The sequence below is a fragment of the Filomicrobium sp. genome (genome assembly GCF_025698805.1).
Classification (GTDB): Bacteria; Pseudomonadota; Alphaproteobacteria; order Rhizobiales; family Hyphomicrobiaceae; genus Filomicrobium; species Filomicrobium insigne.
The window spans coordinates 1-26,323 of sequence record NZ_JAILWT010000001.1 but is presented as its reverse complement, the minus strand read 5'-3'; the positions used below and the strand labels follow the sequence as shown (position 1 = coordinate 26,323).

The 26,323-nt window shown below is 60.5% G+C and carries 25 protein-coding genes, 1 tRNA gene and 1 pseudogene; 10 read left to right on the top strand and 17 right to left on the bottom strand.

From position 1 onward, the window contains the following. Positions 1-14: 14 nt before the first annotated feature. Positions 15-2,627 (bottom strand): ligase-associated DNA damage response DEXH box helicase, encoded by a 2,613-nt coding sequence (locus K5845_RS00135; RefSeq protein WP_287957930.1) that lies wholly within the window; start codon positions 2,625-2,627, stop codon positions 15-17. A gap of 147 nt (positions 2,628-2,774) precedes the next feature. Here K5845_RS00135 and K5845_RS00130 point away from each other — a divergent pair, with 147 nt between their 5' ends. Together K5845_RS00130 and K5845_RS00125 are read left to right on the top strand one after the other, a co-directional pair. Then, positions 2,775-3,062, top strand: coding sequence for a DUF6460 domain-containing protein (locus K5845_RS00130; RefSeq protein WP_046477942.1), 288 nt, complete (start codon positions 2,775-2,777; stop codon positions 3,060-3,062). Continuing rightward, positions 3,046-4,419 (top strand): MATE family efflux transporter, encoded by a 1,374-nt coding sequence (locus tag K5845_RS00125; protein ID WP_046477943.1) that lies wholly within the window; start codon positions 3,046-3,048, stop codon positions 4,417-4,419. Before K5845_RS00130 ends, K5845_RS00125 begins: the two co-directional genes overlap by 17 nt. On the opposite strand, the gene K5845_RS00120 is transcribed toward K5845_RS00125, so the two are convergent. Together K5845_RS00120 and K5845_RS00115 are read right to left on the bottom strand one after the other, a co-directional pair. After that, complete coding sequence (locus tag K5845_RS00120; RefSeq protein ID WP_287957926.1) at positions 4,416-5,507, bottom strand: quinone-dependent dihydroorotate dehydrogenase; 1,092 nt, start codon at positions 5,505-5,507, stop codon at positions 4,416-4,418. The two genes, K5845_RS00125 and K5845_RS00120, sit on opposite strands and share 4 nt — an antisense overlap. Beyond that, the gene (locus K5845_RS00115) at positions 5,504-5,875 is read right to left on the bottom strand and encodes a DUF952 domain-containing protein (RefSeq protein WP_287957924.1); all 372 of its coding nucleotides are present in this window, start codon (positions 5,873-5,875) and stop codon (positions 5,504-5,506) included. The genes K5845_RS00120 and K5845_RS00115 overlap by 4 nt, the downstream gene beginning before the upstream one ends. Before the next feature lie 386 nt (positions 5,876-6,261). Here K5845_RS00115 and K5845_RS00110 point away from each other — a divergent pair, with 386 nt between their 5' ends. Together K5845_RS00110 and K5845_RS00105 are read left to right on the top strand one after the other, a co-directional pair. Continuing rightward, positions 6,262-7,995 (top strand): DUF262 domain-containing protein, encoded by a 1,734-nt coding sequence (locus K5845_RS00110; protein ID WP_090226284.1) that lies wholly within the window; start codon positions 6,262-6,264, stop codon positions 7,993-7,995. Between the two features lie 77 nt (positions 7,996-8,072). Then, a complete protein-coding gene (locus K5845_RS00105) occupies positions 8,073-9,992 on the top strand; it encodes a DUF262 domain-containing protein (RefSeq protein ID WP_287957923.1) in 1,920 nt (639 codons plus the stop codon). Positions 9,993-10,021: 29 nt separating this feature from the next. On the opposite strand, the gene K5845_RS00100 is transcribed toward K5845_RS00105, so the two are convergent. Further along, a complete protein-coding gene (locus K5845_RS00100) occupies positions 10,022-11,638 on the bottom strand; it encodes a lysine--tRNA ligase (RefSeq protein WP_090226279.1) in 1,617 nt (538 codons plus the stop codon). Positions 11,639-11,991: 353 nt separating this feature from the next. Between K5845_RS00100 and K5845_RS00095 the strand changes: the two genes are divergently transcribed. After that, the gene (locus tag K5845_RS00095; protein WP_287957922.1) at positions 11,992-12,402 is read left to right on the top strand and encodes a tellurite resistance TerB family protein; all 411 of its coding nucleotides are present in this window, start codon (positions 11,992-11,994) and stop codon (positions 12,400-12,402) included. Positions 12,403-12,444: 42 nt separating this feature from the next. Here K5845_RS00095 and K5845_RS00090 read toward each other — a convergent pair whose 3' ends face one another. Then, positions 12,445-13,110 carry an alpha/beta hydrolase family protein gene (locus K5845_RS00090; protein ID WP_287957920.1) on the bottom strand — a complete coding sequence of 222 codons (666 nt, stop codon included), beginning with the start codon at positions 13,108-13,110 and terminating at the stop codon, positions 12,445-12,447. Between the two features lie 129 nt (positions 13,111-13,239). On the opposite strand from K5845_RS00090, the gene K5845_RS00085 reads away from it, so the two are divergent. Beyond that, positions 13,240-14,109, top strand: a complete 870-nt coding sequence (locus K5845_RS00085; RefSeq protein WP_287957919.1) for a sterol desaturase family protein — start codon at positions 13,240-13,242, stop codon at positions 14,107-14,109. A 92-nt stretch (positions 14,110-14,201) separates the two neighbouring features. After that, positions 14,202-15,263, top strand: a complete 1,062-nt coding sequence (mepA, locus tag K5845_RS00080; protein ID WP_287957918.1) for a penicillin-insensitive murein endopeptidase — start codon at positions 14,202-14,204, stop codon at positions 15,261-15,263. Between the two features lie 31 nt (positions 15,264-15,294). On the opposite strand, the gene msrA is transcribed toward mepA, so the two are convergent. Further along, entirely contained in the window at positions 15,295-15,957 is a 663-nt protein-coding gene (gene msrA / locus K5845_RS00075) for a peptide-methionine (S)-S-oxide reductase MsrA (RefSeq protein WP_287957917.1), read from the bottom strand. 189 nt (positions 15,958-16,146) lie between these two features. Between msrA and K5845_RS00070 the strand changes: the two genes are divergently transcribed. After that, complete coding sequence (locus tag K5845_RS00070) at positions 16,147-17,019, top strand: hypothetical protein (protein ID WP_287957916.1); 873 nt, start codon at positions 16,147-16,149, stop codon at positions 17,017-17,019. A gap of 18 nt (positions 17,020-17,037) precedes the next feature. On the opposite strand, the gene K5845_RS00065 is transcribed toward K5845_RS00070, so the two are convergent. Then, a complete protein-coding gene (locus K5845_RS00065; RefSeq protein WP_287957915.1) occupies positions 17,038-17,484 on the bottom strand; it encodes a hypothetical protein in 447 nt (148 codons plus the stop codon). Positions 17,485-17,724: 240 nt separating this feature from the next. Between K5845_RS00065 and K5845_RS00060 the strand changes: the two genes are divergently transcribed. Then, a tRNA-Ser gene (locus K5845_RS00060) sits at positions 17,725-17,814 on the top strand. Between the two features lie 576 nt (positions 17,815-18,390). Here K5845_RS00060 and K5845_RS00055 read toward each other — a convergent pair. The 4 genes and pseudogenes from K5845_RS00055 to K5845_RS00040 all read right to left on the bottom strand — a co-directional run. Then, positions 18,391-19,425, bottom strand: a pseudogene (locus K5845_RS00055) (recombinase family protein); the annotation flags it as partial. A gap of 2 nt (positions 19,426-19,427) precedes the next feature. Next, positions 19,428-19,817 (bottom strand): HVO_A0114 family putative DNA-binding protein, encoded by a 390-nt coding sequence (locus K5845_RS00050; RefSeq protein ID WP_287957913.1) that lies wholly within the window; start codon positions 19,815-19,817, stop codon positions 19,428-19,430. Next, the gene (locus K5845_RS00045; RefSeq protein ID WP_287957912.1) at positions 19,814-20,167 is read right to left on the bottom strand and encodes a toxin-antitoxin system TumE family protein; all 354 of its coding nucleotides are present in this window, start codon (positions 20,165-20,167) and stop codon (positions 19,814-19,816) included. Before K5845_RS00045 ends, K5845_RS00050 begins: the two co-directional genes overlap by 4 nt. Continuing rightward, positions 20,164-20,484 (bottom strand): hypothetical protein, encoded by a 321-nt coding sequence (locus tag K5845_RS00040; RefSeq protein WP_287957910.1) that lies wholly within the window; start codon positions 20,482-20,484, stop codon positions 20,164-20,166. Before K5845_RS00040 ends, K5845_RS00045 begins: the two co-directional genes overlap by 4 nt. A gap of 177 nt (positions 20,485-20,661) precedes the next feature. Here K5845_RS00040 and K5845_RS00035 point away from each other — a divergent pair, with 177 nt between their 5' ends. Continuing rightward, entirely contained in the window at positions 20,662-21,645 is a 984-nt protein-coding gene (locus K5845_RS00035) for a PDDEXK family nuclease (protein WP_287957909.1), read from the top strand. A 21-nt stretch (positions 21,646-21,666) separates the two neighbouring features. On the opposite strand, the gene K5845_RS00030 is transcribed toward K5845_RS00035, so the two are convergent. From K5845_RS00030 to trbK-alt, 6 genes are all read right to left on the bottom strand, one after another. Then, complete coding sequence (locus tag K5845_RS00030) at positions 21,667-21,882, bottom strand: DUF2274 domain-containing protein (protein WP_287957908.1); 216 nt, start codon at positions 21,880-21,882, stop codon at positions 21,667-21,669. A 2-nt stretch (positions 21,883-21,884) separates the two neighbouring features. Then, positions 21,885-23,021, bottom strand: a complete 1,137-nt coding sequence (locus K5845_RS00025; protein ID WP_287957907.1) for a TraB/TrbI/VirB10 family type IV secretion system protein — start codon at positions 23,019-23,021, stop codon at positions 21,885-21,887. Next, positions 23,018-24,016 carry a P-type conjugative transfer protein TrbG gene (gene trbG / locus K5845_RS00020; RefSeq protein WP_287957905.1) on the bottom strand — a complete coding sequence of 333 codons (999 nt, stop codon included), beginning with the start codon at positions 24,014-24,016 and terminating at the stop codon, positions 23,018-23,020. The genes K5845_RS00025 and trbG overlap by 4 nt, the downstream gene beginning before the upstream one ends. After that, positions 24,013-24,702: a conjugal transfer protein TrbF gene (gene trbF / locus K5845_RS00015; protein ID WP_287957904.1), complete on the bottom strand. Its 690-nt coding sequence runs from the start codon at positions 24,700-24,702 to the stop codon at positions 24,013-24,015. The genes trbG and trbF overlap by 4 nt, the downstream gene beginning before the upstream one ends. Next, complete coding sequence (gene trbL / locus K5845_RS00010) at positions 24,699-26,060, bottom strand: P-type conjugative transfer protein TrbL (protein ID WP_287957902.1); 1,362 nt, start codon at positions 26,058-26,060, stop codon at positions 24,699-24,701. Before trbL ends, trbF begins: the two co-directional genes overlap by 4 nt. Before the next feature lie 2 nt (positions 26,061-26,062). Then, positions 26,063-26,323, bottom strand: a 261-nt coding sequence (gene trbK-alt / locus K5845_RS00005; RefSeq protein WP_287957901.1) for a putative entry exclusion protein TrbK-alt, incomplete at its 5' end; no start/stop codon positions are given.

Sequence of the window (26,323 nt, the reverse complement as noted above, 5' to 3'; positions counted from 1 at the left end):
ATCGCGAGGTCGGGCTAGTCGCGGGCCGGTCCTTCTTTCGCCTCGCGGATCAAGGCTTCCGCAGCATCGCGCAGTATATCCTCCCGTCCAGCTTGTCCGGCAGGCTCCCGGCCGATTTCCAAAAGAATTGGTACGGACAGCGGCGACACGCCCCCCAGCGAGCGATGGACGATATGCCCGCGTACCCGTTGCAGGAAAGCCCCGAGACGCGCAATGTCGAGAAGCCCTGAGGCGGCATCGGCCCATGCCGCTTCCAGTAGAACATGGCCAGGCTCGAACTTGCGCAAAACATCATAAATCAGATCGGTCGACATCGTAACTTGTCGTCCTGATTTTTTGTGTCCAGGATGGTGTCGTTCGATAAGTCCGGCAATCACGGCGCACATGCGGAAGGTGCGCTTCATGAGACTGGATTCTGCGAGCCACGCCTCCAGATCATCTCCGAGCATGTCTTGCTCAAACAGCTGGTCCAGGCTGAGCTTGCCGGCCTCAATCATTTGGGAAAGCTCGCCAAGTCCCCATACGGCTAACCCGTAGTCGTTCGCCACAAAGCCAAGGGGACGCGCACCGGCACGCTCGAGCCGCCGTGTGAGCAACATGCCGAGCGTCTGATGGGCCAGTCGTCCCTCGAAGGGGTAGGCAACGAGATAATGGCGGCTTCCGCGCGGAAAGGTCTCGACCAGCACTTCATCGGGGCTGGGGATCAAGGAGTGAAGATCCTGGAGGCCCAGCCATTCTGCTACAGGAAGCGGTAAGTCAGCCCACGCGCGTCTGTCATGGAGCATCGCACGCACGCGCTTCGCAAGGTGTGTCGAAAGTGGAAATTTACCGCCAGGGTAGCTGGGTATCATGGCATCTGTTGCGGTGGCGCGTGATACGAAGGCTTCCGTGTCGCGCAGTCCCTCAAAGCGCACGATCTCGCCAGCGAACACGAAGGTTTGGCCAGGGCTCAACTGGTCGATGAAGTCTTCATCCACCTCGCCGAGGACGCGCCCGCCCATGAGGGCGCGCTCTCCGCCGGGCCGACCGGTTTTGCCAGCCCGGGGCGTACGTCCGCGCCCAACGAGGCGAACTGTTATCAGTGGGCTTTCAACGATGGTGCCGACGTTGAGGCGGTAGGCCTGCGCAACGCGGCCGTTGGCGATGCGCCAGCGGCCGTCCCCCGTTGGGCGCAACTTTGCAAAACGCTCGTAGGCTGCCAGAGCGTAGCCACCCATTGAGACGAAGCTGAGGACGCGATCGAAGGTCTCCCGTTTGAGCCCGCTGTAAGGAGATGCCGACCGCACTTCGCGATAGAGGTCATCGGGGGCAAAGGGCGCCTGGCAGGCCATCCCCAGAACGTGCTGCGCCAGAACATCCAGCCCTCCCGTTCGCGCTAGAACCACATCCTGCTCCCCCGCCAGGGCGGCGTCGAGCGCGGCGCGGCATTCGAGAACCTCGAACCGGTTCGAGGGAACCAGAAGCGCATGCGAAGGTTCATCGAGCCGGTGGTTCGCGCGTCCGATCCGCTGCGCTAGCCGACTTGCTCCTTTGGGGGCGCCGACGTTGATAACGAGATCAATATCGCCCCAGTCGATGCCGAGATCGAGCGTGGAGGTCGCGACAACCGCATCGAGACGTCCTGCCGCCATCGCAGCTTCCACCTTGCGCCGTTGCCCGACGTCCAGCGAACCATGGTGGAGCGCGATGCGCAGGTTGCCTTCGTTGATCCGCCAGAGTTCCTGGAAAACGAGTTCGGCCTGCATGCGCGTGTTGACGAACACGAGTGTCAGCCGGTGCTGTGCAATCGCGTCGTAGACAGCCGTCATTGCATAGCGCGTGGTGTGGCCCGACCAGGGGACCGGGGTTTCGAGTTCCAGAATTTCAATCTGCGGTTCAGCGCCTCCTGCCGCGACGACGAGATCTGCAAGCTCTAGACGCGCGTCGGGTTTATGCTGGCCCGTTAGATAAGCTCTAAGTTCACTGGGCCTGGCTACCGTCGCTGAGAGCCCCAGGGCAACAAGATCCGGAGCGAGCGAACGCAGGCGCGCGAGATCAAGGCTGAGCAAATCCCCGCGTTTGGAACCGCAGAGTGCGTGCAACTCATCCAGTATGACGGTTTTCAGATCTGCAAAGAGAAAGCCAGCATCCGGGTGCGCGAGCAAAAGAGCCACTTGCTCAGGTGTCGTCAAAAGAATGCTGGGTGGTCGGCTGCGCTGCCGTGCGCGGCGGCTGGCTGGGGTATCTCCTGTGCGGGTTTCAGCAACAATGTCGAGCCCCATTTCCGCAATGGGAGTCCCGAGATTTCGCGCGATATCGACGGCGAGCGCTTTGAGCGGTGAGATGTAAAGGGTATGCAACCCTGAACCCTTCACGTCTTCCGGTGTCCGCTGGGAAAGTTCGACGAGGCTGGGCAGAAAGCCCGCCAGGGTTTTGCCTGCGCCGGTTGGGGCAATCAGGAGCGTCGAAGTACGGGCGCGCGCCTTTTTGAGTAGAGCGAGCTGATGGGGCCGGGGCGTCCATCCGCGTGTCTTAAACCACGTTTGAAAAACTTGAGGTAGTGAGACGTCGCAGCGTGTTCGTCCGCGGCGGGCCGGGGGCTTCGAAGAACGCTTGAGAACTCGGCTGGGTTTCCGCTTGTCGTTCATTGATCACTATAAGGCGGTGGACCAGAACCAAGCAGTCGCTTAACCAGGACAAGTATGCTAGAGGCGGCCCGGTAGCTGAAGCCGATGCTGCGTTGAGCCTGTTCGTCTGATAAGGCACCCGTTTTATCGAGAAGTGAGACCAAGATCATGGACCGTAATACGCTTTTCGGGGGCAACCCGATCAGTGTCATCATCCGGCTCGTTGTACTGTCGATCGTGGTAGGCATTGTCCTATCGGCCATGGGCATTACCCCACAGAACTTTCTCGCGCGCCTCGACGCATTGATCCGCCACATTTATGACCTCGGGTTCGGCGCCATCGACTGGATCCTGGGCTACTTGCTCCTCGGTGCGCTTGTCGTTGTGCCGATCTGGCTGATTGCGCGTGTGTTCGGCCTCCTGGGTACGCGCTCGTCAGATGACCGCAACCCCTAAGGCGGCGCAAGCGTCGATCAACGTAACGCATACCAGCGTATTAGCGATTGCGCTGCCGATTATCGCGTCCAACGTCTCGACCCCGCTCATAGGTCTCGTCGATACGGCCGTCGTCGGTCAGCTTCCTGCGCCCCATTACATCGGTGCTGTCGCACTCAGTTCAACGATATTTACTTTTCTGTACTGGGCGTTCGGTTTCCTGCGGATGGGCACGACGGGGCTGACGGCTCAGGCTGATGGTGCTGGCGATTCCGTCGAGGTAGGCGCAGCCTTAGGCCGCGCGCTGCTAATCGCTGCGGTCGCGGGCAGCGCGCTGATCCTGCTTCAGGCGCCGCTTTCCTGGTTCGCGTTCCTGATGGTGGAGGGGTCCAAGGCCGTAGAGGGCGAAGCCCACAATTATTTCGCCATCCGCATCTGGAGCGCGCCGGCTGCCCTGGCAAACTATGCGCTACTTGGTTGGTTTATCGGCCTTGGTCGCGCCCGTATCGCTTTGTTGCTTCAGGTGCTCTTGAACGGGCTCAACGCCATCCTCGACGCGTGGTTCGTACTCGGGCTTGGCTGGAATGTAGCTGGCGTTGCGCTGGGCACGGTCATCGCCGAAATCGCAGCGGCTGTCGTCGGATTGGTCATCGCGACGCGGGTATTGGCACGTATTGGCGGATTTCCGGATTTCACCGCTGTGTTGGCTCCAGAACACTTGCGTCGTGCGATTGCGGTCAACACCGACATCATGATCCGCACGCTTTGCTTGCTGACGGCGTTCACCTGGTTTGTCTTTCAGTCCGCAGCGTCTGGTGACGTAGTCCTCGCCGCGAACGCCGTACTCATGCAGTTCGTGAGCTTTATGGCCTACTTTCTGGATGGCTTCGCTTTTGCCGCGGAATCGTTGGTCGGTCGTGCGATCGGAGCGCGCAATCGCTCTCAGTTCGACGCTGCTGTCAGGCTGTCGAGCCTATGGGCCGGACTGATCAGTCTGGCTCTTGGCACGGCTCTGATGCTTTTGGGCGGAACGCTCATTGATCTCTTGACGATCAGTCCCGACGTACGTGCGGCGGCGCGGGTTTACCTGCACTGGGCAGCGCTCGTTCCGGTCGTCGGTGTCGTCTGTTTTCAGCTTGACGGCATCTTTATCGGAGCCACGCGTTCTGTCGATATGCGCAACATGGCTTTAATCAGCCTCGTCGTGTTCATGGCGGCTTGGGCGATATTGCATCCAGCCTTCGGCAACGACGGGCTATGGCTGGCGCTTATCATTTTGAACGTCACGCGCGCGATTACGCTAGCAGCGCGTTACCGGTCCCTCGTCGACGATGCGTTTCCCGTCGAACGTGCGGCGCGTCAAGCGATCCCAAGCTAAGCGTCGAGTGGTCGGTTAGCCCACGTTTCCGCCTCTATTCCAACAAGCCCTTGGATCGAACTGACCTGCGCTGCCTCGCACGCCCGCGCCAACCGCTGCGTGATGCTTTTGATCAGTCCTGGGCCGTTGAATATCAATCCGGTGTAGAGCTGAATGAGCGTGGCGCCGGCACGTATCTTGGTGAGAGCCCGTTCTCCGCTGTCGATTCCGCCGATTCCTATAAGCGGAATTTTGCCTTCAGTCGCAACGTAGACACGCCCGAGCATAGCCGTCGACCGGTCGAAAAGAGGTCGCCCCGAAAGCCCCCCGCCCTGGCGCGCGATCGCACCGGAAATGCCAGGTCTTGCGAGCGTGGTGTTGGAGACGGCGATGCCATCCACATGGTGTCGGACAAGCTGATCGCAAATTCCGGCGATATCTTCTTCTGCGATGTCTGGCGCGATTTTTACAATCACCGGTCGTCGCGGCTTTCCTTGAGCGATGAGCTTGGCCCGCATGTCCATGACGCGCCCGACAAGGTCGTCGAGAGCCGCCGGGGCCTGCAATTCGCGTAAGCCCGGCGTGTTGGGGGACGAGATGTTGACCGTGAAATAGCTCGCCACATCATAGAATTTTTCAATTCCTGCGACGTAATCTTCGGCGCGGTCCTTCGTGTCCTTGTTGGCACCGATGTTTACGCCAACGATGCCGCCATCCCGCCGTTGCTGCAGACGCTTCAATGCCGCGTCGTGACCGCCATTGTTGAAACCCAGGCGATTGATAACGGCACCTTCTCTCGGCAGCCTGAACAATCGCGGTGTCGGATTTCCTGACTGTGGTTTTGGAGTTACCGTGCCCACCTCCGCAAAACCGCAGCCCATAGCCAACACGGCGTCAACGACGCGGGCATCCTTGTCGAATCCGGCGGCGATCCCCAACGGGTTGGGAAATTTCATTCCCCAAACTGTTTGTTCCAGTTTTGGATGCACATGGGCGACATGACGGGGGTAGCACCCCATCTCCAACGCCCGAAGCGTCGTTTCATGAGCGACCTCAGGCGGTAGTGCCAGCAAAAGCGACTGGCCGGCACCGAACAGAGTTTCCATCATGATACAACGACCTCCGGCAAAACAGGGATGCCGTCGGCATCGAGCGGCAATGCATTCTGCTCCCGCGCAAGAACCGTCGGCAGAGAGCCGTAAAAATGCGGGAACAATTCTCCGCCCCGTGACGTTTCCCATCGCAATCCCGTGCCGAGATCGCTGGCCTGGAAACGCACAAGTATCAAATTACGCTGATCCTTAAAGTGCTTGCGGGCTGTATCCGACAATTGGTGGGCTGCGGAAAGATGAATGAACCCATCGCGCTTATCGTCCGCGGATCCCAGATAGACACCGGCGCGGCATGCCGCTGCCCAGTCATCCTCTCGGACAATCTTGTAAACCGGGTCGGTCTGCTGATGATCGTGCGACTGCATGTCTCTGCCTCTTGTTCTCGCCGGCGTCACAATTCCGATGTGTCCAATCCGCAATCCTTCGTGGATATTCAAACTCGCACATCGCGGACGTCAGGACAAAAGATTTGGGGGCCATCAAAGGGGGCACTATGCTACATTACGGAACGGTCCGTGAACCTCGCCGATCTAAGGGATCCGGCTTACGGAGAAATTGCCTCGGACGGGGACGACCTAATCGCCAGGAGGCTTTCGTTCGATGTTGATATGGCAGAATACTCCACCTGCGTCGCTACGCCGTTAGGGAATTGTCTACCTTGACATTGTGATTTGGTGTTTTGTCGCGTGCCCCTTTTAGGGTGCTGTCGGCCCGCGTTACTTGTATGGCGTGACGGTAAAAGGAAAAATTGATGAGTTCGACGCCGAGTGGTCCGGCGGATGCTTTAAGCGACCCGTTCCCCCATCCACGATCCGCATCGAGCGACCCTCCCGTGCGCGTTGAGCTGCTGGCCGTAAGCGAGTTGCTGTCGGGCCGCTACACATTTCGCCTGCCTTGGTTTCAGCGCGCTTATGCATGGCAGACGCAGCATATCAGCCGTCTGCTAGCCAACGTCGTCGCTGCAATGCGTGGAGGGGCGAGCCACTACATGCTCGGCAAAGTGATGTTAGCGACCAGCGGAACGGGCACCGACACCGCGTTGGTTGACGGTCAGCAACGGCTCTTGTCTCTGACGATCTTGTTTGCAGTACTCCGCGATCTTGAAGCCGATGCTAACGAGCAAGAATGGCTGCAGGCTCTGATCGCCGATCCGATATCTGATGCGGATATGACGCGTCCGGCGTACCGGCTTGCGCCGCAGGCTGCGTTGTCTGAGTTTCTGGAAGCTCATGTCCAATGTCCTGGCTCAACCTCCGTTGAGCCCGAAGAAGACCGCATGAGCCTCTCCGAAACCGAACAGAACGTTGTCGAAAACCGAGACCATCTGAGGTCGGAATTGACTTCAGGCGATGTGTCGGATGCTGAGCGGCGGGACTTGGCAAGATTTCTAGCCAGCAAGTGCTATGTCGTTGTCTCCACGACCGATGGCGAAGAACAAGCCTGGGAAATGCTCCGCGTCGAGGAAGAGACGCGTCTCGCATTTAATGAAACCGCATACGCTAAAGCATCGTTGCTTGGCGTCATGCCGGCCGATCAGCGGACGCGCTCCAGCGTTCTTTGGGATGAATGCGAACATATTCTTGGATCGGCTGACACACACGCGCTCCTGGGTCACGTTCGTACGCTCCATATGCGCAAACGCTCAAGTGCGCCCCTGGAGACCGACATCTGCCGGAACTTTGCGCTGAATCGTGCAGGCGCGGCGTTTATGGAAGATGTGTTCCTGCCGCACGCACGTAGCCTTGCTGCGATAAGGCTGCCGAATGCGGCCGCGCAGGCCCTGGCGCCAAAAATCGTTGCCGCGATTACGAAGATGTCGTGGGTCAATGATCAGGTGTGGGTGCCGGCGGCGTTACATTGGATGTCGACACGGGGCGTTGATGATCCGGCGGCAGAACTATTCTTCCGGCGTCTTGAGCGTCTCGTCTGGGTTATGCGTCTGGCAGGCGTCGATCCTGATCGGCAGGAAAATCGAATAATCCGCCTCCTCAGGCAGATAGATACCGTCGCCGATGTGACCGCGATGCGCGAATTGGATATTGAAGGGAGGTTACGGAACCCGGCGCTCAAGGCTCTGCGTAGCGTGAGCTTCCGCGCTAAGAAATTTTCTCCCGTCGTGCTGCGTCGTCTCAGCGTCGAACTAGGTGACGACATTGTTGAGCTGTCTAACGATGAGACGCTGACGATAGAGCACATCCTGCCACTCAGTCCGCCACCGGATCGGCTGTGGCATCAGGATTTTCGCTCGCGGGCATTCGTAAAGGCTTACACGAACAGGCTTGGAAACCTCACTCTGCTGACATTCGATGAAAATCAGCAGGCGGGCTCGTCGGATTGGGACGTGAAGCGGACGGTTCTGGCAAACTCTCGCGTCGCGTTGTCCCGCCAGGCGGCTGAGCAAGCGCAATGGCGGATTGCCGAGATTGATGCGCGCACAGAGCGCCTGATAGCGACACTGTTCACAGCTTGGGAACTCCCATTTTGACCTGTTATGCTTGACACATCGCATGCATCGCCGCACCCATGCAGAATGGCGGGGCTGCGAACTGCGATTCTCCAAGCATGAGCTACACGCTTAAGTCAGAAGATACGGCCATTGGCCGATTGCTGAGCGGTCATTCTGCTTTTCAGATTCCCGCCTTCCAGCGCGATTATTCCTGGCGCGAGGAACAAGCGGATCGGCTTCTCGACGACATCATCGCCGCTGCGGAAAATGCTGCGGAGGTACAACCCGCGCTGCCGCTATTCCTTGGCACCATGCTGTTTGTCGGCTCGGATGATCCGGAAGCGTCTGTGCGCACGAGCCTCGTCGTTGATGGCCAACAGCGTTTGCTGACACTCACGATCCTGATCGCGGTCCTGCGAGACTTTGCTCCGCTTGAAGAGCAGCCTGAACTACACCGGCGCATTGCATTGCTCCCGGGTGTCGGGCGATTGCAGACCGATACGTTCCACGTCACGCCGCGTGAGGCTGATGCAGCGTTCTTCCGCCGCGCCATTCAAAGACCGGGCGCAACGCGCAGCCCGCGAGGACGCCCCGTCCTCGAGCCAGGCAATGAAGCGCAATCGAATATGGAGGAAATACGCAGCTTCTTTGTTCGGCGCATCCGGCCAATGTCGGCTGAGCGACGTGCAGGCATCGCCGAGTTTCTATTTGAAAGCTGTAGAGTTCTGACTCTCTGGACGCACGATATTGACTATGCGCACGGGATATTCCTCAGCATCAACAAACCCGGCCTTCCGCTTACCGAAGAGGATGTCATCCTCGCGGAAGTCATTGGGCCCCTCCATGCTGAGCAACGCCGCCGCTATCAGCCAATCATCGCTCAGATGTCGCGTTATCGCGAACCGCGCAAAGCTGGTCGTCGTCAGGGCAAGACGTTCTTTACACACCTAGGGCTCGCGCAGGAATGGTCTAACGACCGCATGATCACGCAGTTGCGCCGAGCGGTCGCGCGCGCTGGAGGTCCGCAGCGTTTCGCGCAGTCAATCTTTGAGCCGATGGCCGACGCCTACGTTGTGACCCGGGGTCGTGAGGACGGACATAATACAATGCGCGAGGCTGGCGAATTGTTGGGCCGTCTGCGCGTGTTGGAGCGTTTCTGCGATGACGAATGGGTCCCCGTCGCAATGCTGGCATTGATCCGCTTCAAGGAGGATCAGACGGCCCTATGCGCATTTCTGAAAGCCCTCGATCGTTATGCCCTGGCGCTCTCCGTGCTGCGCCCCATCCAGAGTGAGCGACGCGCGTCTTACCGGCGGATTATCGCAGAACTGCATGCCAGCGACAGCGTCCGCGATCCCGAAAGTCTGTTTGCGCTGGACGACCATCAACAAGCCGCGCTTTTGCGGCGCGCGGCTCTGAGACTCAAGGATGCAGCCAATGGTGCGTCGAAGGCCATCCTGATACGCCTTGATGCGCATTTCAGCGGTCTGCCGATTTCGCATTATCTTGGCTTGCTCGAAAACACTGCGTACACCGTCGAGCATGTCTTGCCGAAAGGCGAACGTTTGGCGCGTGCGAGTGGCTGGAATCAGGCTTTTCCGGGTGCGGAAAATCGTCAGGCATGCGCCTGGTCCATTGGGAACCTTCTCCTGATGGAGGAAAGCCGCAATGCCGATGCGCGCCAGCATGACTTCAGGGCCAAGCATGACATCTATTTCCCCGACGCGGAGGCGCATGCACTGCATCTGACTGAAGAGTTTCGCAGTCTGGAGGATTGGACGCGGGCGACGCTTGAAGCGCGCCATATTCGATTGATGGAGGCGTTCAAAACAATTTGGCGGATTGACGGACCGATCCCAGAACTCCCCGAGCGTGGCCCGTCGATCCAACGCATCCGTGCGGCACGTGTACGTCTACCTCAAGCGAATGCCGAATACGATGAAGACACCGCCGTGGGCGATGACACGGCTGAACATGACCCCCAGACATCTGCAGACCGGCCCGATACCACAAGACCGTCCTCGGACAATTCGTGAGGTAAAGGGGACGGCATTGTCCTGAAATCTTATTTGATCAGTTCGCCGTTGAGGCCTTTCGCGATCAGAGTACGGGTGTTGTCGATCCCGTAGAGTTCGACAAACGAACCGAAGCGCGGTCCCTGTGATGAGCCCAGCAGGACTTCATAGATCGCCTTGAACCACTCGCGCAGCGTTTCCTTCGTGTAGCCGTTTGATTTGCCCGCCTCGTAAACGAGATTTTGCAAATCGGCCCCGCTGGCATCGGCAGGGGCAGCTGCCAACGCAGCATCGAGAGCACTGAGCGCTTGCCGTTCCTGCTCGTTGGCCGCTCGGAACTGCTTGGTCGGCGCAACAAAATCTCGATAGTAGGTGAGCGCATAGTCCGCGAGCTCGTCGAGTAGAGGATGGTTTTCAGCCGTCGCCCCGGGGGCGCGCCGCCGGATAAATCCCCAGAGCACCTGTTTATCCTCGGCATTGGAAGCGGACACAAGATTGAGCAACAGCGCGAAGCTGATCGGCAGTTCTGCTGCTGGCGGATGCCCGTCGTGCAGGTGCCAGACCGGGTTTTCAAGTTTCTGCTTCGCGTCCTGTCCTTCGTAGGACGCGAGAAACTGCAGATACTCATCCACTGTCTTCGGAATGATATCGAAGTAGAGCCGCTTTGCGGTCTTCGGCTTCTGGAACATGAACAACGCCAGACTCGCTGGCGATGCGTAAGTAAGCCATTCATCAATCGTCAGGCCATTCCCCTTGGACTTGGAGATCTTCTCTCCCTTCTCGTCCAGGAACAGCTCGTAGTTGAAGCCCTCTGGCGGCGTGCCACCGAGTGCGCGTGCGATCTTGGACGATAACGTGACCGAGTCGATGAGGTCCTTCCCTGCCATTTCGTAGTCGACGCCAAGCGCGACCCATCGCATCGCCCAATCTGCCTTCCACTGACACTTGACCGCGCCGCCGGTGACCTTGGTTTCAACATTCTCCCCAGTCTCGGGATCGACGTATGTGACTGTGCCCGCTTCGACGTTGCGCGCGATCATCGGCACCTGCAGGACTTTTCCGGTACGAGGACACACAGGCAGAAATGGTGAGTACGTTGCCCGACGTTCTGCCCCGAGTGTTGGCAGGATGATGTTCATCACGTCGTCATAGGCGGCGAGCATGCGCAGCAGTGTCGCATCCATCATGCCGCTCGTGTAGCATTCGGTCGCAGAGTAGAATTCGTAGTCAAAGCCGAAGCTGTCGAGAAAGGCTCTGAGCCGCGCGTTATTGTGCGCGGCAAAGCTTGGATGCTCACTCGAAAATGGATCGGGCACACGCGACAACGGCTTATCCAGATACTCTTTCAGCATCTCCTGGTTCGGCACGTTGCTGGGGACCTTCCGCAAACCGTCCATGTCGTCCGAAAAGCAAATCAGGCGGGTCTTGCGGCGCCCCTCTGTCAGCACGTTGAAAGCATGCCGCACCATGGACGTGCGTGCAACCTCACCGAACGTGCCGATGTGCGGCAGGCCCGAGGGACCATAGCCGGTCTCGAAGATGACCGTTTTTTCTTGCCCGTCCTTATTCCGCTCAAGCCGTTTGATCAGGCGGCGCGCTTCTTCAAATGGCCACGCCTTAGCGGTACTGGCGGCTGCCAGCAGATCCGGGTCAATGTCGATGCTCATAGTTCGCTCTGGTAGGTTTTGGTCCGGGTGAAGAGGCGCGCTGGGCTGTCGCGCAAGACGTCTGATACGTAGGGTATTAAGCCACCGAAACGTTCGCCGGAACCGGAAAGAACACGAAGTCAGCGGCAACCTAGAGTGCTTCCGGAAAAGTGGAAACCGGTTTTCCGATGAGAAGCACGATAAAAACAAACAACTAGGGTCATTCCGTCATTCAACGAAAAGCGGAATGACCCTAGTTGCCAGCGATCGTATTCGTCAACGCATCTAGCATCAGCCCATGCAACTTTAGACATTCTTTGCGATAACGAGCCGGTCAGCTACATAGAGCCCGTCGGGGAACAAGAGGGATAACCATGAGCCAAAAAATTTCGCCCCAAGCCGCATTGATCTACACGATGATTACCACCTCGGCGGTGGATAATCTTATGTCGGACCCCGAATTGAGACGCATCGGCTGGATCGTCAAGGAGTTGCCAGTTTTCCGCGATTTCGACGAGACGAACCTGATTGAGCACGCTCAGGCCTGCGGCAAGTTAATGTCAGGCCCGGATGGGTTGATCGCAACACTCGAAACAATCGCTTCGGCGCTCCCCGAGCATCTTCGCGAAACGGCGTATGCGCTTGCATGCGAGGTTGCTGTAACCGACGACGTCGTAATTGAGGAGCGTCGCTTCCTGCAATTGCTCCGTCAGCATCTGCATCTCGACAAGCTAACGACATCCGCGATCGAACGCGGAGCCCTTGCGCGCCACCAGCCGCTGTGACGTTTAGTCTGGTCGCACACAGGTGAACCGGCCGGTCGTGGTTCACTTGCTGAGACACGCTAGGAACGAATGCATGGCTTCGGCGGCGGTCTCCAGATTGCCTGTTCGCGTGAACCCGGATTTGACTCGGGGCGAGAGGTCATGATCGCCGTCGCCCATCCACGCGATCTGGATCGCCGGCGATAGGGAATAGCTTGAGACGTCCTCACGCGTCCCGAATGGATCGCGCTCGCCCTGCACAATGAGTCCGGGCGTTTGTAAGTGTACGAGGTGAGCGGTGCGCAGCGTGTCGGGCTTCTTCGGCGGGTGAAAAGGATAGCCCATACACACTAGGCCGGCGATGGCGCCCTTAGTGAAAAGATCATCTGCGATCATGCAGGCGGCGCGTCCACCCATCGACTTGCCGCCAATAACGATGTGTGGCTTGGAACCAAGGATCTCGCGCAACGTGGCTACGGCGACGCGGTATTCATCCAGAAGTACCGGCATCCGGGGCGGCGGTCGTCGTTTGCCATCCTGCTGGCGCGCCGCCATATAAGCAAACTCGAAGCGGGTAACGCCGACCCCGCGCGACACAAGCAGGCCAGTGAGCGTTTCGAAGAACGGGCTTGCCATGCCTTGCCCCGCTCCGTGTGCCAGTAATAGATGCGGCAGTGCGGAACGAGACTTGCTCGATTTTTCCGGGGCACAGGTCAGTAGATTGATCATGGTATTTCCTGTTGGCCGAAGTGACACGCGCACCATCCCCGAAAGGCTTTTCACAAAGCTTCGTGAGGGAATGTGCGCAATGGGGTGCGCCAGTGTAGTCTCAACACTCATTCGAGCGAGGCAAAGCCAGTGGACGTTTTTCCCGGCATTTCTGAACCAATATTTCGCCTTTCGGCATTCATTTCGATCCTTGTCGTGCTGGCAGCTTGCGAGCTATGGGCGCCGCGCCGGAAGCTGGTGGCCTCGAAGGCTCGGCGCTGGCTGACCAATATCTCGATCGTTGCTCTCGGTAGCCTCGTCGTACGCGCGATGGGAGCCTTGGCCGTTCCGCTTGTTGCGGTTGCCGCGGCGATATTCGCGGCCAGTCATGGCTGGGGCATCCTGAACATGGTTGCGTTGCCGGGATGGCTTGAGATCGTGATTGCCCTTCTGGTGCTTGATCTGGCGATCTGGTTCCAGCACTTGATGTCGCACAAAATCCCCGTGTTCTGGCGCCTGCATCGCATGCACCACGCGGACCGAGACATAGATGTCACGACGGCGTTGCGATTTCACCCCATCGAGATCGGCCTGTCGATGCTTTGGAAAATCGTTTGCGTCCTGGCGTTGGGCGCGGCGCCTCTGGCTGTCATCCTATTCGAGGTCATTCTCAACGGATGCGCCATGTTCAACCATGCGAATCTACGTTTGCCCGCTTCGGTTGACGGGTTTCTCCGTCTGTTTTTGGTGACACCGGACATGCACCGAGTCCACCACTCTGTGCTGAATCGCGAACACGATTCCAACTACGGCTTCAACTTGTCGATCTGGGATCGGTTGTTCGGAACTTACGTGGCACAGCCGAAAGGCGGCCATGAAGGAATGACCATTGGTCTCTCGCAGTATCAAACCGAGGATCCGACGCGGCTATGGTGGAGCCTGAGACTACCCTGGAAGCCACTTGCGCGCCGACATGAACCACCCAAAGATCAGCCAAATCCCAACGTGAAACGTGTCTGAACGAGACCACAGAAAAGGCTTGCCTCAATTTCGTCGCACCAGAGACTAGCATTTGCTAACCTCGTTCAAAATTGGCCTACGGGGGCTGAGAAATGCGAGCTTTTCTATTGACACGGCTCGTTGCAGCCGGTGCGATCGTCGTTTCCTGTGCAGCAGGTACGGCTGCATTTACGCCTGCCGCCATCGCTCAGACGGCCGTTGCAGACGTGATTGTGCCTCCGGCCCCTAAACCAGCCGTGCCGAAGCCGACACCGGCAAAACAGCTGTTTGGTTCCAAGGATCGCCCCGCTGACCTCAAGCCACGTGCCATTGGGTTTTACTCACGCGGTTGCTTAGCGGGCGGTCAGGCCTTGCCGATTGACGGGCCGGCGTGGCAGGCGATGCGTCTGTCACGCAACCGCAATTGGGGCCATCCAAATCTCATCAAGCTCATTGAAAGGTTGGCGACGGACGCCAAGCGGGAGGACGACTGGCCTGGCCTCCTTGTGGGCGATCTAACACAGCCGCGCGGCGGACCGATGCTGTCGGGTCACGCGAGCCATCAGATTGGGCTTGATGCTGATATCTGGCTGACACCGATGCCGGATCGGCGACTGAGCTGGGCGGAGCGCGAAACGACGTCAGCCGTATCAATGCTGGCCGACACCTTGTCAGTTGATCCCAAGGTATTCACAACCAAGCACGTGAAACTTATCCAACGTGCTGCTTCCTATCCCGAGGTTGAGCGGATTGGTGTGAACCCTGCCATAAAACTCGCCCTCTGCCGGGCGGAAGGCGGAGACAAGCCCTGGCTGCAAAAGATTCAAGGCTGGCCTGGGCACCATTATCATATGCACATTCGCATCAAATGCCCGGAAAATTCAGACGGATGTACCGGACAAGGGCCACCAACCCACACGAGCTGTGCGCATGCCGAAAAATGGTATCGCGACACAAAGGCGTGGCTGGAACAGCCGAAAAAGCCAAAGCCGAAGACTGAGGCCAAGAAGCCGTCGAAGCCCAAGCCCGAGGTCACGCTGACGGATCTGCCGAACGCTTGCGAGGATGTTCTCACCGCGGCATCGGCCGGTAGCCCGAAAAAACAGATCGAACATGTTCTGGCACCCGCACGGAAACCGGTGTCACGGGCTGCGGCCGTATCCCCCACGCGTTGACCGTCGTTTTTTGCCCGCGCGAAGCGCAGGTTCATGCGCCCTGCGACACCCCTGTGCCGATCGGACAGCTGACGCCCGTGCCACCCAGTCCGCAGTATCCGTGCGGAACTTTTGCTAAGTATTGCTGGTGGTCAGCTTCGGCGAAGTAGAACGCAGGCGCGTCCTTTATCTCGGTTGTAATCGGCCCGTATCCCTTCGCCTTTAGCGCGGCTTCGTACATTTTCTTCGAGGAGTCCGCCGCGTCTCGCTGCGCTGGCGTGAATGCGTAGATGCCGGAGCGATATTGCGTGCCAACGTCGTTGCCTTGTTGCATCCCCTGCGTTGGATCGTGGCTCTCCCAGAATGTCTGCAGCAGACGTTCATAGGAAATGATCTCGGGCCGATAGACAACGAGCACCACCTCGTTATGCCCGGTCAGGCCCGTACAGACTTCGTGGTAGGTCGGATTCGGCGTAAATCCGCCCGCATAACCAACCGCCGTAGCGTAAATCCCTTCGCCCAGTTCCCAGAATTTCCGTTCTGCGCCCCAAAAGCACCCCATGCCGAACAAGGCCTTCTCGGTGTCGGTAGGATAGGGCTCTTGCAGCTTCGTGCCGAGCACGTAGTGGGTTTCGGCTGTTGGGATTGGGTCGGGACGACCCGGTAAAGCCTTCGACGGCTGCGGCATTTCAATCTTCTTTGAGAACGAAAACATGATCGCAAATCACCTTCAGATTGCCTTTTCCAATGATATAGTCCGCCCGGCCACCGTGCGAAGGTCAACGTGCGTGAGAATAGTCTGTAGGACAACACGACTTCGCGAACTCGGGGCAAATGCCCCGAAAATATGGGGCATACCAGCGTCGTCAGGGGGCGTTTGAGGTAACGGTGTAGGAGGGATGTGATGGTTGAGGCGACATCCGGCGCGGAAAATGCGCCCCAGAAAGAGACTGCCATGGCGTCACGCCCAAAACCCACAGGGGCTCTGACCGAGGGGCGAGAGAGGTTCCAGGCAGGCGCTGGGCGCACGATCTCCTTCTCGTTGATCTTCCTTCTCCTTTTACCCTTCTTCGTCAGTCTCGGACCTATGCTGTTCTGGCGTGTGTCCCAAGGGCATTGGGCAGGCACTGTCGGTCTCGCCATACTTGCCGTCGCGTTCACGGCAATCATGTATTTAATCTTCGTAGAGCTGATCTTCTCGATCCGTTCACGCGTGGTGTTCGGCGAGAAGACGGTCCGACTGAGCTTGCCCCAGGGGCGGGGGCTCATGTCGCCGTTCAGCTATGAACTCCGTGACATCCCCTATGAAGATATCGCCGCGATCGAAATCAGACGCGAAGTCTACGGTGGTACTTTGGCCCCCGTTATGATGAAGGGCGCACGCATTCGATTGAAGGACGGTAGTTATTATCGTCTCGGGTATGTCAACGAAGCCAATGTGGACCCCTGCTTGCCGTTCACCGAGATCGGCGAGAAAATCGCCGCGCGAGCCGATGCGGAAATCATCGACGGCGGCGACGTACGTCGGTCGGCCATGAAGAAATTCCTTGGTTTGATGGCTGTGGGACGCGAAGTAGCGCCGATTGAGCCCGAAGAAATCAAAGCGCTCAATGCCCGCCATAACCTCATGATGACGATCATGGTCGGCAGCTTGGTACTGTTGGTTGGCCTGGGTATCGCGTCTGAGCGGGATGACAGCCATATCGGCCATGCAGCCTTGCTCGGCAGCATCTGGTCTGGCCCCGCGACCGTGCCACCACCCTCGACAGGCAGATAAGCTCCAAGAAGAGAAAGCTCAGTTGGCGTAAACGTCGATCTGTTTGCGTCGACGGCCTGCATAAGCGGCCCATGTTCCCGCGAGCCCGAAAAGCAGGAATGTTGGAAGCCCGATAAGCAGGTTTACACCGTAGGCCCAGACCCACGGATAGGTGGCTTCCGACACGGCCTTCTGGGCCGCGATCAGCGATTGTGGTGCAAGCTCGGCAATGTGCTCCGAAAATGGTGTTCCGCGGAACGCGCTGATGCCGCTCAGCGCAGGAGTCGCGTCCGCGACGAAGGCGATAGCGGCGACGAGCAGCAGAACATAGGCGAGGAATCGCAGCGCGGTACGCCCAATGTTGCCGATCAGGCGTACAAGCAGCGTTGCGAAACGCACCACGAGCCGCACAAGATTCGTCGCCACATGCACCGGGATCATCAAAATCCGCGAGATGAGGTGAGCAAGCTGGCGTATGAGCATCATTGGGCGGGCACCTGCCGACAGTTTTGTCTCCTCTTGGCTAGCGGGGAGATGCGGCGCGCGCAAGGTCAACAATGGCGAATGCTATCTTCAACACGAGAGTTCGCCATCCTGCGCCCTGTCGCCTCTGAACATTCGGATTCGACGAACCTCTAAATTCCGTTGAAATCATTGAGGCAATCAGTGTATTGCGCTCGCTCACGATCTCGCTATAGTGCGCGCCTTCTCTTGCGAGATCAGTCTGGAGGGGTGGCCGAGTGGTTGAAGGCGCACGCCTGGAACGCGTGTAGGCGGGCAACCGTCTCGAGGGTTCGAATCCCTCTCCCTCCGCCACTTCGGTATAAAACCGGGAACGCCGATTCCCGCCGTTTTCCCTCCCTTGGTAGCTACCAGCGTCCGCAACAGGACGTTTTTGCTGCCCTTGATGTAGATCGCGTCGTCCGCGACCTCGACGTGCTGGGCAAAGGCCCGGACGTGTTCCCGCCGATAGCCGCCCTTTGCAAGCCGCAGTCGCGTGCGTGCTTCGCTCGCCAGTTCCCGCACGGCTGCCCCTGTGAGGCGCTGGTGGGTGGAGCTTGCGAGCATGGCTTCGATCCGCGTGGCGTCGGCGCGCGCTTGATCCCGAAGTGCCGTGAGGCCCGCGATGCGCTCGCCAAGCGAGGATTCGGCCGGGTCGAGCGAACCGGCTTCAATGGCGTCGTAGAGGCGCTTGAGGCGATTGTCGGCCTCGGCCGCGCGATGGTTCAGCTCCGCGATATGCTGGCTTCGCCGCTCGACGCCCTCTTGCCGACGATCCAGCAGCGAGGCGAGCACGTCTTCGATCCGCTCGGGGTCGAGCAGCCTTTCCTCGATATGGCTGACCACAATGCGGTCGAGCTTGTCCATGGGGATCGCCCGGCCCTTGCAGCCGGTTTCGCCCTGCCGCGCCCGGATCGAACAGGCATAGTAGCGATAGCGGCCGTTCTTGCCGGTGCGCAGCGTCATCGCGCCTCCGCAATTGCCGCAATGGCAAATGCCGGTCAGCAGGTTCGGGCCACTGACGACGCGCGGCGGCGTCACCTTCGGGTTGTTCACCTTCAAGCGGTTCTGCACGGCCTCGAATATCTCAAGGTCGATCAGGGCCGGCACCGGGACGGTGACGATTTCTTCCTCGGGCTTCACCACGCCCTTGTTGGAGCGGCGATTGAAGCGATGTTCGCCGATATAGGTGCGCCGGGTCAGAACACGGTGAAGCTGGCCGATGCCCCAACGCCCGCCGTTGCGGGTGAACATGCGGTGCTTGTTCAGGTGGTTGACGATGTTCTTGACGCCCATGGGGCCGGACGTGCCGTTCCCCTCTGACGCAAGGCGGAAAATCAGCCGCACGGTGTCGGCATGAAGCGGGTCGATCTCCAGCTTCTTCTTCATCTTTGCGCCGCGCTGTTCTGCATCGACGACGCGGTAACCGATGGGCGGCAGCGAGCCGTTCCAGAAGCCTTGCCGGGCGTTCTCCTTCAACGCCCGCATGACGTGCTTGCCGTTCTCCTTGGACTGGTATTCATCGAACAGCGCCATGATCTGCCGCATCATGACGTGCATGGGGTCATCCCCCATTTCCTGCGTGATGGAGACCAGCTTGACGCCGTTCTTGGCGAGTTTCCTGACGTTGAACTCCAGCTCGAAGTGATCGCGGAAGAACCGGCTGAACGAATGGACCACGACAACATCGAAGGGCGCGGGCTTGGACGTGCCTGCCTCGATCATCCGTTGAAACTCGGGCCGGCGGTCGTTGGTCGCAGATGCGCCGGCTTCCACGAAGGTTTCGACAAGCTGGTAGCCGCGCGAGGCGCAATAAGCCTCACCCTGCTTGCGCTGGTCGGGGATCGACACGTCATGCTCGGCCTGCCGCGTCGTGGAGACGCGCAGGTAGAGCGCGGCGCGCAGCGCGACATGGGGACTTTGCATATTCATAGCGCGCTTCCTTTCGCGGCACGGCGCTCGATCAGCGGCAATTCCAGCGCCACGCGATCATGCAGCACCTTGGGCACGACCTTCTGGCCTTCGCCGGGGTCCATGCGGACAAGGCCGTAGTTCGCCATTGTCTTGAGGGTTCGGGACAGGCTGGGCTTCGACCGCCCGGTGATCCGCGACAATTCCTCCAGCGAGCCGGGCGACTGCTCGTCGATGACACGAAGCAACTCGCGATTCCCACTGGACAGGATTTGCGCGAAGGATTCCGTGGACGTGAACCACACCTTCGGATCGTCGGCCGCCGGCTTTTCCTCGCCCTTGGCGATCCGCATGGTGCGGGCCTTCATTTCTTCATAGTCGGCAATCCCGACTTTCAACGTGGTCATGTTACGCCTCGCTCCTTCAACACCGCGTCCACCGCCTGCCAGAAGTCGGCCAGCAGCGTGGCCGCGTCCTCGTAGGCGTAGGGCTTCACGGTCTGGAGGCGGTGCCGATGGTCCATCGGCTCGCCGCGCCTGCCCCGGCCGACCGGATGGGCGTTATCGAAGCCAACCAGCCGTTCGCCCGAAGGCCCGTGAAGCGTGAGCGAATAATCGAGGCCATGCGGCTTTTCCGGCGAGGCCGGAACGCGGGTGACGATGAACTTCACCCAATGGCCGCCCTCGGGATCGACAACGAGCACCTGTCCGTCGAGGTCCAGTAGCGTGTCGAGGCTCGGGTCACGATCCTCGCTCATGGCTTACCGTTACCATCAGTTGTTAATGGCGGCAAGCCCTGTTTGGCGGGATCGTCGATTGGGCCGAACAGCCGGTCGAGCACGTCGCCGAAATACCGCTCGAAGATTTGCAGCTCTTCCTCGGTGATCGGCACCTTCTCGGGCCAGTCGTCGAAGACCGGCAACGACTCCACATCGACGATGCGAAGCGGCGACCTGCGGCGCTCCCGGCCGTCTGGCGTGGGTTCGTCGGTATAGTCGTAGAGGTCTTCGGGCAGCGTTTCGGGGATCGGCTGTCGCGGTCGCCCTTTGCGGGCGCGGCGGCGCTCTGCGCACATGGAACCCTCCTTGGTTCTGGTGGATTCCGGGGCGATCAAGGCCCCGGAATTAAGCGAACCATGGAGGGCAGTCGGCGGCCTGTAGCGTGCCGCATTTGTGCCTATGCGCTGGCGGCACCCCCTTTTTACTTTTGCAGTGACGTTGCTGTGCTGGTTTGCTCAACGTAAGTTCAAATCATGCAGTGGAAGAATCGAAATCTCCGAGCGTTGGCCGATATTGTGTGTGGCAATGTCGATCACTTTCCTTATCGGTCGAGCAGCTACATCACCGAGTTCTTCGAGGACTGCGACCTTGAATATGCCCACGATGGATCAACGCGCTGGGCTTGGACCGCTGCGCGCTTGGAAGAAGTGCTTGCAATGCCTCATTCGCGCCCATCGGTTCCGCCCGACGCGTTTGTGCGGATCATCCGGCGTGTGCTCGACAAGGGAGAGGCGGAAGAAGGTGACGAGGACCGGAGTAAGGCACTCGCCGCCTTGAATATAGTGCTCGCGCGTGAAGGCTGGGAGGCGTTCTATGATGAACACGGCACCGGTCAGCTTCGACATATCGCAACGAATACGGTCGCGGAGGTTGCCAACCCACATCGTCCGCTTACTCCGCAAGAGCTACAGCGCAAAGAGCTGCTAACCGCATATCTCGACAAGTGCGCGGAGGACGAGTTGATTGAGGAGGTTTTGCTACCGCTATTCCGACAACTCGGATTCCATCGCGTAACTGCTGTTGGCCACAAGGATAAGTCCCTAGAATACGGCAAGGACGTATGGATGAAGTTCACGCTGCCGACGCTCCATGTCCTCTACTTTGGCATCCAAGCTAAGAAAGGGAAGCTGGATTCGGCGGGCATGAGCAAGGGCGGGTCGAACAACATTGGCGAGATACTGAATCAAGTAACGATGATGCTCGGACACGAGATATTCGACCCGGAGGTGAACAGGCGCGTGCTGGTCGATCACGCATTCATCGTTGCCGGGGGCGAGATAACCAAGCAGGCGAAAAACTGGCTAGGTGAGCGGCTGGACGCGACTAAGCGTTCGCAGGTCATGTTTATGGACCGCGAAGATATACTCAATCTTTTCATCGTGACGAACCTGCCGCTGCCGAAGGGTGCGCTTCCCCCTTCACCGGCAGCGGACGATTCGGACGAGATACCATTCTAGCAGAACACGAGGCGCGAGAATCTAAGTTCGCCGTGCCTTTGCGAAGCCGCGATCCGTGGCGATAAACCGCTCCAGCATGGGCACGATCAGCCTGACGGGATCGGCGGCGGGCTGGCCGGTTTCGCGGGCCAGCACCTCGGCATAGGCGACCAGATCGCGGTGAAGTGGCGCAGGTAGCTCCACCGTCACCTTGACCGGCTTATCGTCGGGCAGCGGGCCGAGTTTCAGCCTGGTCATGGTCAACCTCCTGCCGGCTCGAACACAAGGTCGCGGGTCACGATGATCCTGACCGGGAAACCGGGCCTGATGGTCAGCGTGGGCGCGACCTGCAACTGGCGCTGGACGATCTGCTGGCCGGCCTGATTGACGGTATCCTGCGCCCCGTCGCGGATAGCCCGGATCAGCCTGTCCTCGTCACTGGTCGCCAGCTCCGTGCCGACTGCGAGCAATGTGGACAGCCCGGCCGCCTTCATCAGATCCCACCAATGATAATCGACGCCATCCTCAAGGCCGGCATAGCCGCTGGCGTCCGCGCCCGGCAGGCGTTCAAGGACAATGGATCGGCCGCCCGGCAGGATCAGCCGGTTCCATACAAGCAAAACCCTGCGCTGTCCGAAGGTCACGCCGTCATCATATTGGCCGATGATGCGCGTGCCCTGCGGGATCAGGAGCAGCGAGCCGGTCGGGCTGTCATAGACGTTTTCCGTCACCTGCGCCGTGATCTGGCCCGGAAGGTCGGAACGGATGCCGGTGATGAGTGCGGCCGGGATCACGGCCCCCGCCTGAAGGATGTAGGGCGAAGCTGGCGGCGTGACCCGATCCGGCGTGACGGTCTGCCGGTCCACGGGTCCATTGAGGAAAGCCGCGTGCCGGTCCTGCGTGCCGGCCTGTCCTCCAAGATCGAGACCGGCAAGGCCGGGCATGGCCGTTCCTGCCGGGGCTGCCGTGCGCGGGCCAGACTGGAAGAACACGTTGCTCAAGCGCGCGGCTTCTTCCTCGGCACGGCGGCGTTCTTCTGCGGGATCGACGGCGGGCGTCGTCATGACGGGCGGCGCGACCGGCTGGCCCCTGTTCTGCGCGTCGAGGATCGGACGGCCAAGGTCGCCCGGCAGCGCCGGCCCAAGAACGGGGCCAGTATAGTCGCGCGGCAGGCCGGACAAGCCGTCCGCCGTGGGGCGGTTCTCGGTCGAATAGAGTTCTTCGCCTCCCGGCCCCGCATCGCGGGTCTGGAGCGCGTAGATCAGCGCGCCGCCGATGCCGAGCAGCGCGACAGCGCCGACGCCTGCCAGCATCTTGCGGGACAGGCGCGTGACGCGGGGCGGCTCGGCGCGCAGCCGCATGGGCGCGGCGGTATCGGTGATGGTGTTGTCTGTCATGACGGGGAATCTCCGGTCGCGCTGGCGGGCTGCACGGCGGCGGCCTGCGTCGGATTGATGCGGACGATCCTGACGACCTGTTGGCGGTTGCCAGAGCCAAGGCGCAGCTCGGCAGCGCCGAACAGGCGGTCCACGATCAGGATGTTCTGGTGGACCCGGCTGTTGACGATCTGCGGTTCGCCGTTCGATCCGAGCACGAAAATCGGCGGCATCTCGCCTTGCACGATCCCGGCCGGGAAGATGACATAGACGCGGCGGCCATCGTCGAAGACGGAAATGGGCCGCCATGGCGGGCTGTCGCCCTGCACCTGCAAGGCGTAGCGGTAATTCCTCGCGGTCTCGGTCGGGATAATCGGCGCGGCCGGGACGGTGTGACGCTGGCCGGGCGTTGCGGGATAGGCCCAAGCCACGGCGGGCATGTAAAGCGATTCCCGCGCGCGCAACTCGATCATGTAGGTGCGGCGGTCGGTGGTGACGACAAGGTTGGTGGAAATGTCGGGGCGCGTCGGTTTGACAAGTATATGGACGCGGCGGTTTGCGCCGCTGCCGCTCTCGGTGTCGCCGATGATCCAGCGGGCGGTGTCGCCGGCCGCGATCGGCCCTGCACCAGTCAGGCTCTCGCCCGGCTCCAGGGCGATGCTGGTGATCTGCCCGACTGCGGCATAAACTTGATAGAGCGCGCCTTCGCTCCACGGAAAAATCTGGATGGCGTTATAGTAACCTTCCCGGCGCGGCTCGACGCGGGCGGCTGCGTTGGCGTTCTCGACGCGGCCGGTCGGTGTGCCAGCAGCCTGCCCGCCCCGCGCCACGGTCCATGCCGGGGGCACATGCAACGGCCGGGGCGTGTCGTCGGTGGCGGCCGCCTGCACGGTGGGCAGCGGCGGCACCTCGGCGTCATAGCTCCATTGCTGGGTGCGATTGGTGGCGCAGCCTGCGAGCATGGTGGCTGAAAGCAGCACGGCTGCGATTGTCGGGGTGCGGGTGATCATCCTCATTGGCTCATCTCCCGCGACCACGAGATTGCATTGACGTAGATGCCGAGCGGATTGGCGCGCAGGCGTTCGGCGTCGCGTGGCGTCTGGATCACGATGGTCAGGATCGCGGTCCATCGCTCGGTCGTGGAAAGCTGGCCGTTCTCGAAATGGCGTTCGGTCCACGCCACGCGGAAGCTGTCGGGCGACGCCCGGATGACGCTCGAGACCTCGACGGCGATCTGCTGACGGCCGACGCGCGTGAACGGGTCGTTGGCGCGAGCGTAGTCGTTCAAGGCCGCCGCGCCGCGATCTGTGGTGAACTCGTAGGCGCGAAGCCAGTTCTGGCGGACAATGATGGCGTCTGCCGGGATCGCCCGGACCTGCTCAATGAAGCGGCCGAGATGGAAAGCGATCTGCGGGTCAGTCGGGCGATAGTCGGTGGCGGCCGGAGCGACGGTCTGCGCCTGTCCGAGATTATCGACCTGCACCACCCATGGCACCACGGTCCCTCGTGCCGACTGCCAGACCAGCGCCGAGGCGAAGCCTGCGGAAAGAATCAAGGAGCCGAAGGCCATGAGCCGCCAGTTGCGAGCCTGCACGCGGGCCGAGCCGATACGCTCGTCCCATGCCTGCGCGGCCTTCTGATAGGGCGTCTCGGGTTCCGGCGATTTGCCGTAGTGGGTTGCTGGTCGTTTGAAGATGCTCATGAGCGGTCACTTTCGGAAAGGTTGATGGAGGGACCGGAGCCGTGGCTGTCGCCGGAGCGCACCGCATGGGCTGCCATGGTGGTGCCGTGGTTCATGGCCTGCGAGCGACGCATCCGCTGCGCCCATGCGGGCGGGCTGCCGGTCGGGCCGGATGCAGCTGCGATAGGATCGGCGTTTGCGCCGCCAACCGTGCCTGCGGTGGATGAACCGCCGGTCACACCGAAAGCCGCGCGTGCGCCACCGGAAAAGCTGGATTTGACGCTTTCGCTGGCGCGGGTGGCGGCACGTTTGAGCGGCGAGATGGCGGCCGATCCAGCGGCACGGGCAACACCGCCAAGGCCGGAGGCGACACCGGCCGCACCGGATTGGCCGAGCGAGCCGACGCTATAGGCGGCGGTCGCTGCGCCCGCGGTGGCCGCACCGCCGCGGACGGCCGCGGCCCCGCCGGATAAGGCAGCAGCCCCACCCTTGGCGGCGAGCAAGGTTGCACCGCCAGCGGCGACGCCTGCACCTGCGACGGCAAGCCCGGTTCCCACGGCTGCGCCCGCGCCGAGCTGCGGGCCGCCAGAGACGATGCCGTTGGCAATGCCGGGGCCGAAGATGCCGAGGCCGAGCAGCGACAGCGCGGCGAGCACAATCGCCATGGCGTCGTCGATGCTCGGGGTCGCCCCGCCGAAACCGGCCGTGAATTGCGAAAACAGGGTGCTGCCGATGCCGATGATGACGGCGAGCACCAGAACCTTGATGCCGGACGATACCACGTTGCCAAGCACCTTCTCGGCCATGAACGCGGTCTTGCCGAAAAGGCCGAAGGGGATCAGGACGAAGCCGGCGAGCGTGGTCAGCTTGAACTCGATCAGCGTCACGAAAAGCTGGATGGCGAGGATGAAGAAGGCCAGCACCACCAGCGCCCATGCGAACAACAGGCACGCGATCTGGATGAAATTTTCAAAGAAGGCGATCCAGCCCATCAGGTCGGAAATGGAATCGAGAAGCGGACGGCCGGCGTCGAGGCCGGTCTGCGCCACGCGGCCCGGCCGCATCAGATCGGCGACGGAAAAGCCGGTGCCCGACGCCATGAGGCCGAGGCCGGCGAAGCTCTCGAAGACGATCCGGGCGAGGTTGTTCCAATTGCTGATGATGTAGGCGAAGACGCCGATGAACAGCGTCTTTTTGACCAGCCGGGCGATGACGTCGTCATCCGCGCCCCACGCCCAAAACAGCGCGGCAAGCGTCACGTCGATGACGATCAGGGTGGTGGCGATGAACGCGACCTCGCCGCCGAGCAGTCCAAAACCGCTGTCGATGTAGGAGGTGAAGACTCCGAGAAAATTGTCGATGACGCCCGTGTTGCCCATGGTCAGCGCGCCTCGCTGCGGTCACGGCCGAGGAAACGGTCGCGAGATTCTGCCCATGCGGCGAGGCAATCGGTGTCGCTCGCCGCCGCCTCGCCGAGCTGCTGGCAACGGCGCAGGGTTTCGCCCAACGGATCGGCCGGGGGCTGGAAGGCCGGCGCAGAGGGTGGCGCGGAAGGCTCGTCCTTCCGCGCCATGTCGATTGCGGTCACTGTCAAGGCAATCGCAACGAACACCACGGCCCCGAGCCGGGCCAGCAACTTGCC

Coding starts and splice junctions, on each gene's coding strand:
- K5845_RS00135 (WP_287957930.1), bottom strand. CDS start 2,627: ATGAACGACAAGCGGAAACCCAGCCGAGTTCTCAAGCGTTCTTCGAAG.
- K5845_RS00130 (WP_046477942.1), top strand. CDS start 2,775: ATGGACCGTAATACGCTTTTCGGGGGCAACCCGATCAGTGTCATCATC.
- K5845_RS00125 (WP_046477943.1), top strand. CDS start 3,046: ATGACCGCAACCCCTAAGGCGGCGCAAGCGTCGATCAACGTAACGCAT.
- K5845_RS00120 (WP_287957926.1), bottom strand. CDS start 5,507: ATGATGGAAACTCTGTTCGGTGCCGGCCAGTCGCTTTTGCTGGCACTA.
- K5845_RS00115 (WP_287957924.1), bottom strand. CDS start 5,875: ATGCAGTCGCACGATCATCAGCAGACCGACCCGGTTTACAAGATTGTC.
- K5845_RS00110 (WP_090226284.1), top strand. CDS start 6,262: ATGAGTTCGACGCCGAGTGGTCCGGCGGATGCTTTAAGCGACCCGTTC.
- K5845_RS00105 (WP_287957923.1), top strand. CDS start 8,073: ATGAGCTACACGCTTAAGTCAGAAGATACGGCCATTGGCCGATTGCTG.
- K5845_RS00100 (WP_090226279.1), bottom strand. CDS start 11,638: ATGAGCATCGACATTGACCCGGATCTGCTGGCAGCCGCCAGTACCGCT.
- K5845_RS00095 (WP_287957922.1), top strand. CDS start 11,992: ATGAGCCAAAAAATTTCGCCCCAAGCCGCATTGATCTACACGATGATT.
- K5845_RS00090 (WP_287957920.1), bottom strand. CDS start 13,110: ATGATCAATCTACTGACCTGTGCCCCGGAAAAATCGAGCAAGTCTCGT.
- mepA (WP_287957918.1), top strand. CDS start 14,202: ATGCGAGCTTTTCTATTGACACGGCTCGTTGCAGCCGGTGCGATCGTC.
- msrA (WP_287957917.1), bottom strand. CDS start 15,957: ATGTTTTCGTTCTCAAAGAAGATTGAAATGCCGCAGCCGTCGAAGGCT.
- K5845_RS00070 (WP_287957916.1), top strand. CDS start 16,147: ATGGTTGAGGCGACATCCGGCGCGGAAAATGCGCCCCAGAAAGAGACT.
- K5845_RS00065 (WP_287957915.1), bottom strand. CDS start 17,484: ATGATGCTCATACGCCAGCTTGCTCACCTCATCTCGCGGATTTTGATG.
- K5845_RS00050 (WP_287957913.1), bottom strand. CDS start 19,817: ATGACCACGTTGAAAGTCGGGATTGCCGACTATGAAGAAATGAAGGCC.
- K5845_RS00045 (WP_287957912.1), bottom strand. CDS start 20,167: ATGAGCGAGGATCGTGACCCGAGCCTCGACACGCTACTGGACCTCGAC.
- K5845_RS00040 (WP_287957910.1), bottom strand. CDS start 20,484: ATGTGCGCAGAGCGCCGCCGCGCCCGCAAAGGGCGACCGCGACAGCCG.
- K5845_RS00035 (WP_287957909.1), top strand. CDS start 20,662: ATGCAGTGGAAGAATCGAAATCTCCGAGCGTTGGCCGATATTGTGTGT.
- K5845_RS00030 (WP_287957908.1), bottom strand. CDS start 21,882: ATGACCAGGCTGAAACTCGGCCCGCTGCCCGACGATAAGCCGGTCAAG.
- K5845_RS00025 (WP_287957907.1), bottom strand. CDS start 23,021: ATGACAGACAACACCATCACCGATACCGCCGCGCCCATGCGGCTGCGC.
- trbG (WP_287957905.1), bottom strand. CDS start 24,016: ATGAGGATGATCACCCGCACCCCGACAATCGCAGCCGTGCTGCTTTCA.
- trbF (WP_287957904.1), bottom strand. CDS start 24,702: ATGAGCATCTTCAAACGACCAGCAACCCACTACGGCAAATCGCCGGAA.
- trbL (WP_287957902.1), bottom strand. CDS start 26,060: ATGGGCAACACGGGCGTCATCGACAATTTTCTCGGAGTCTTCACCTCC.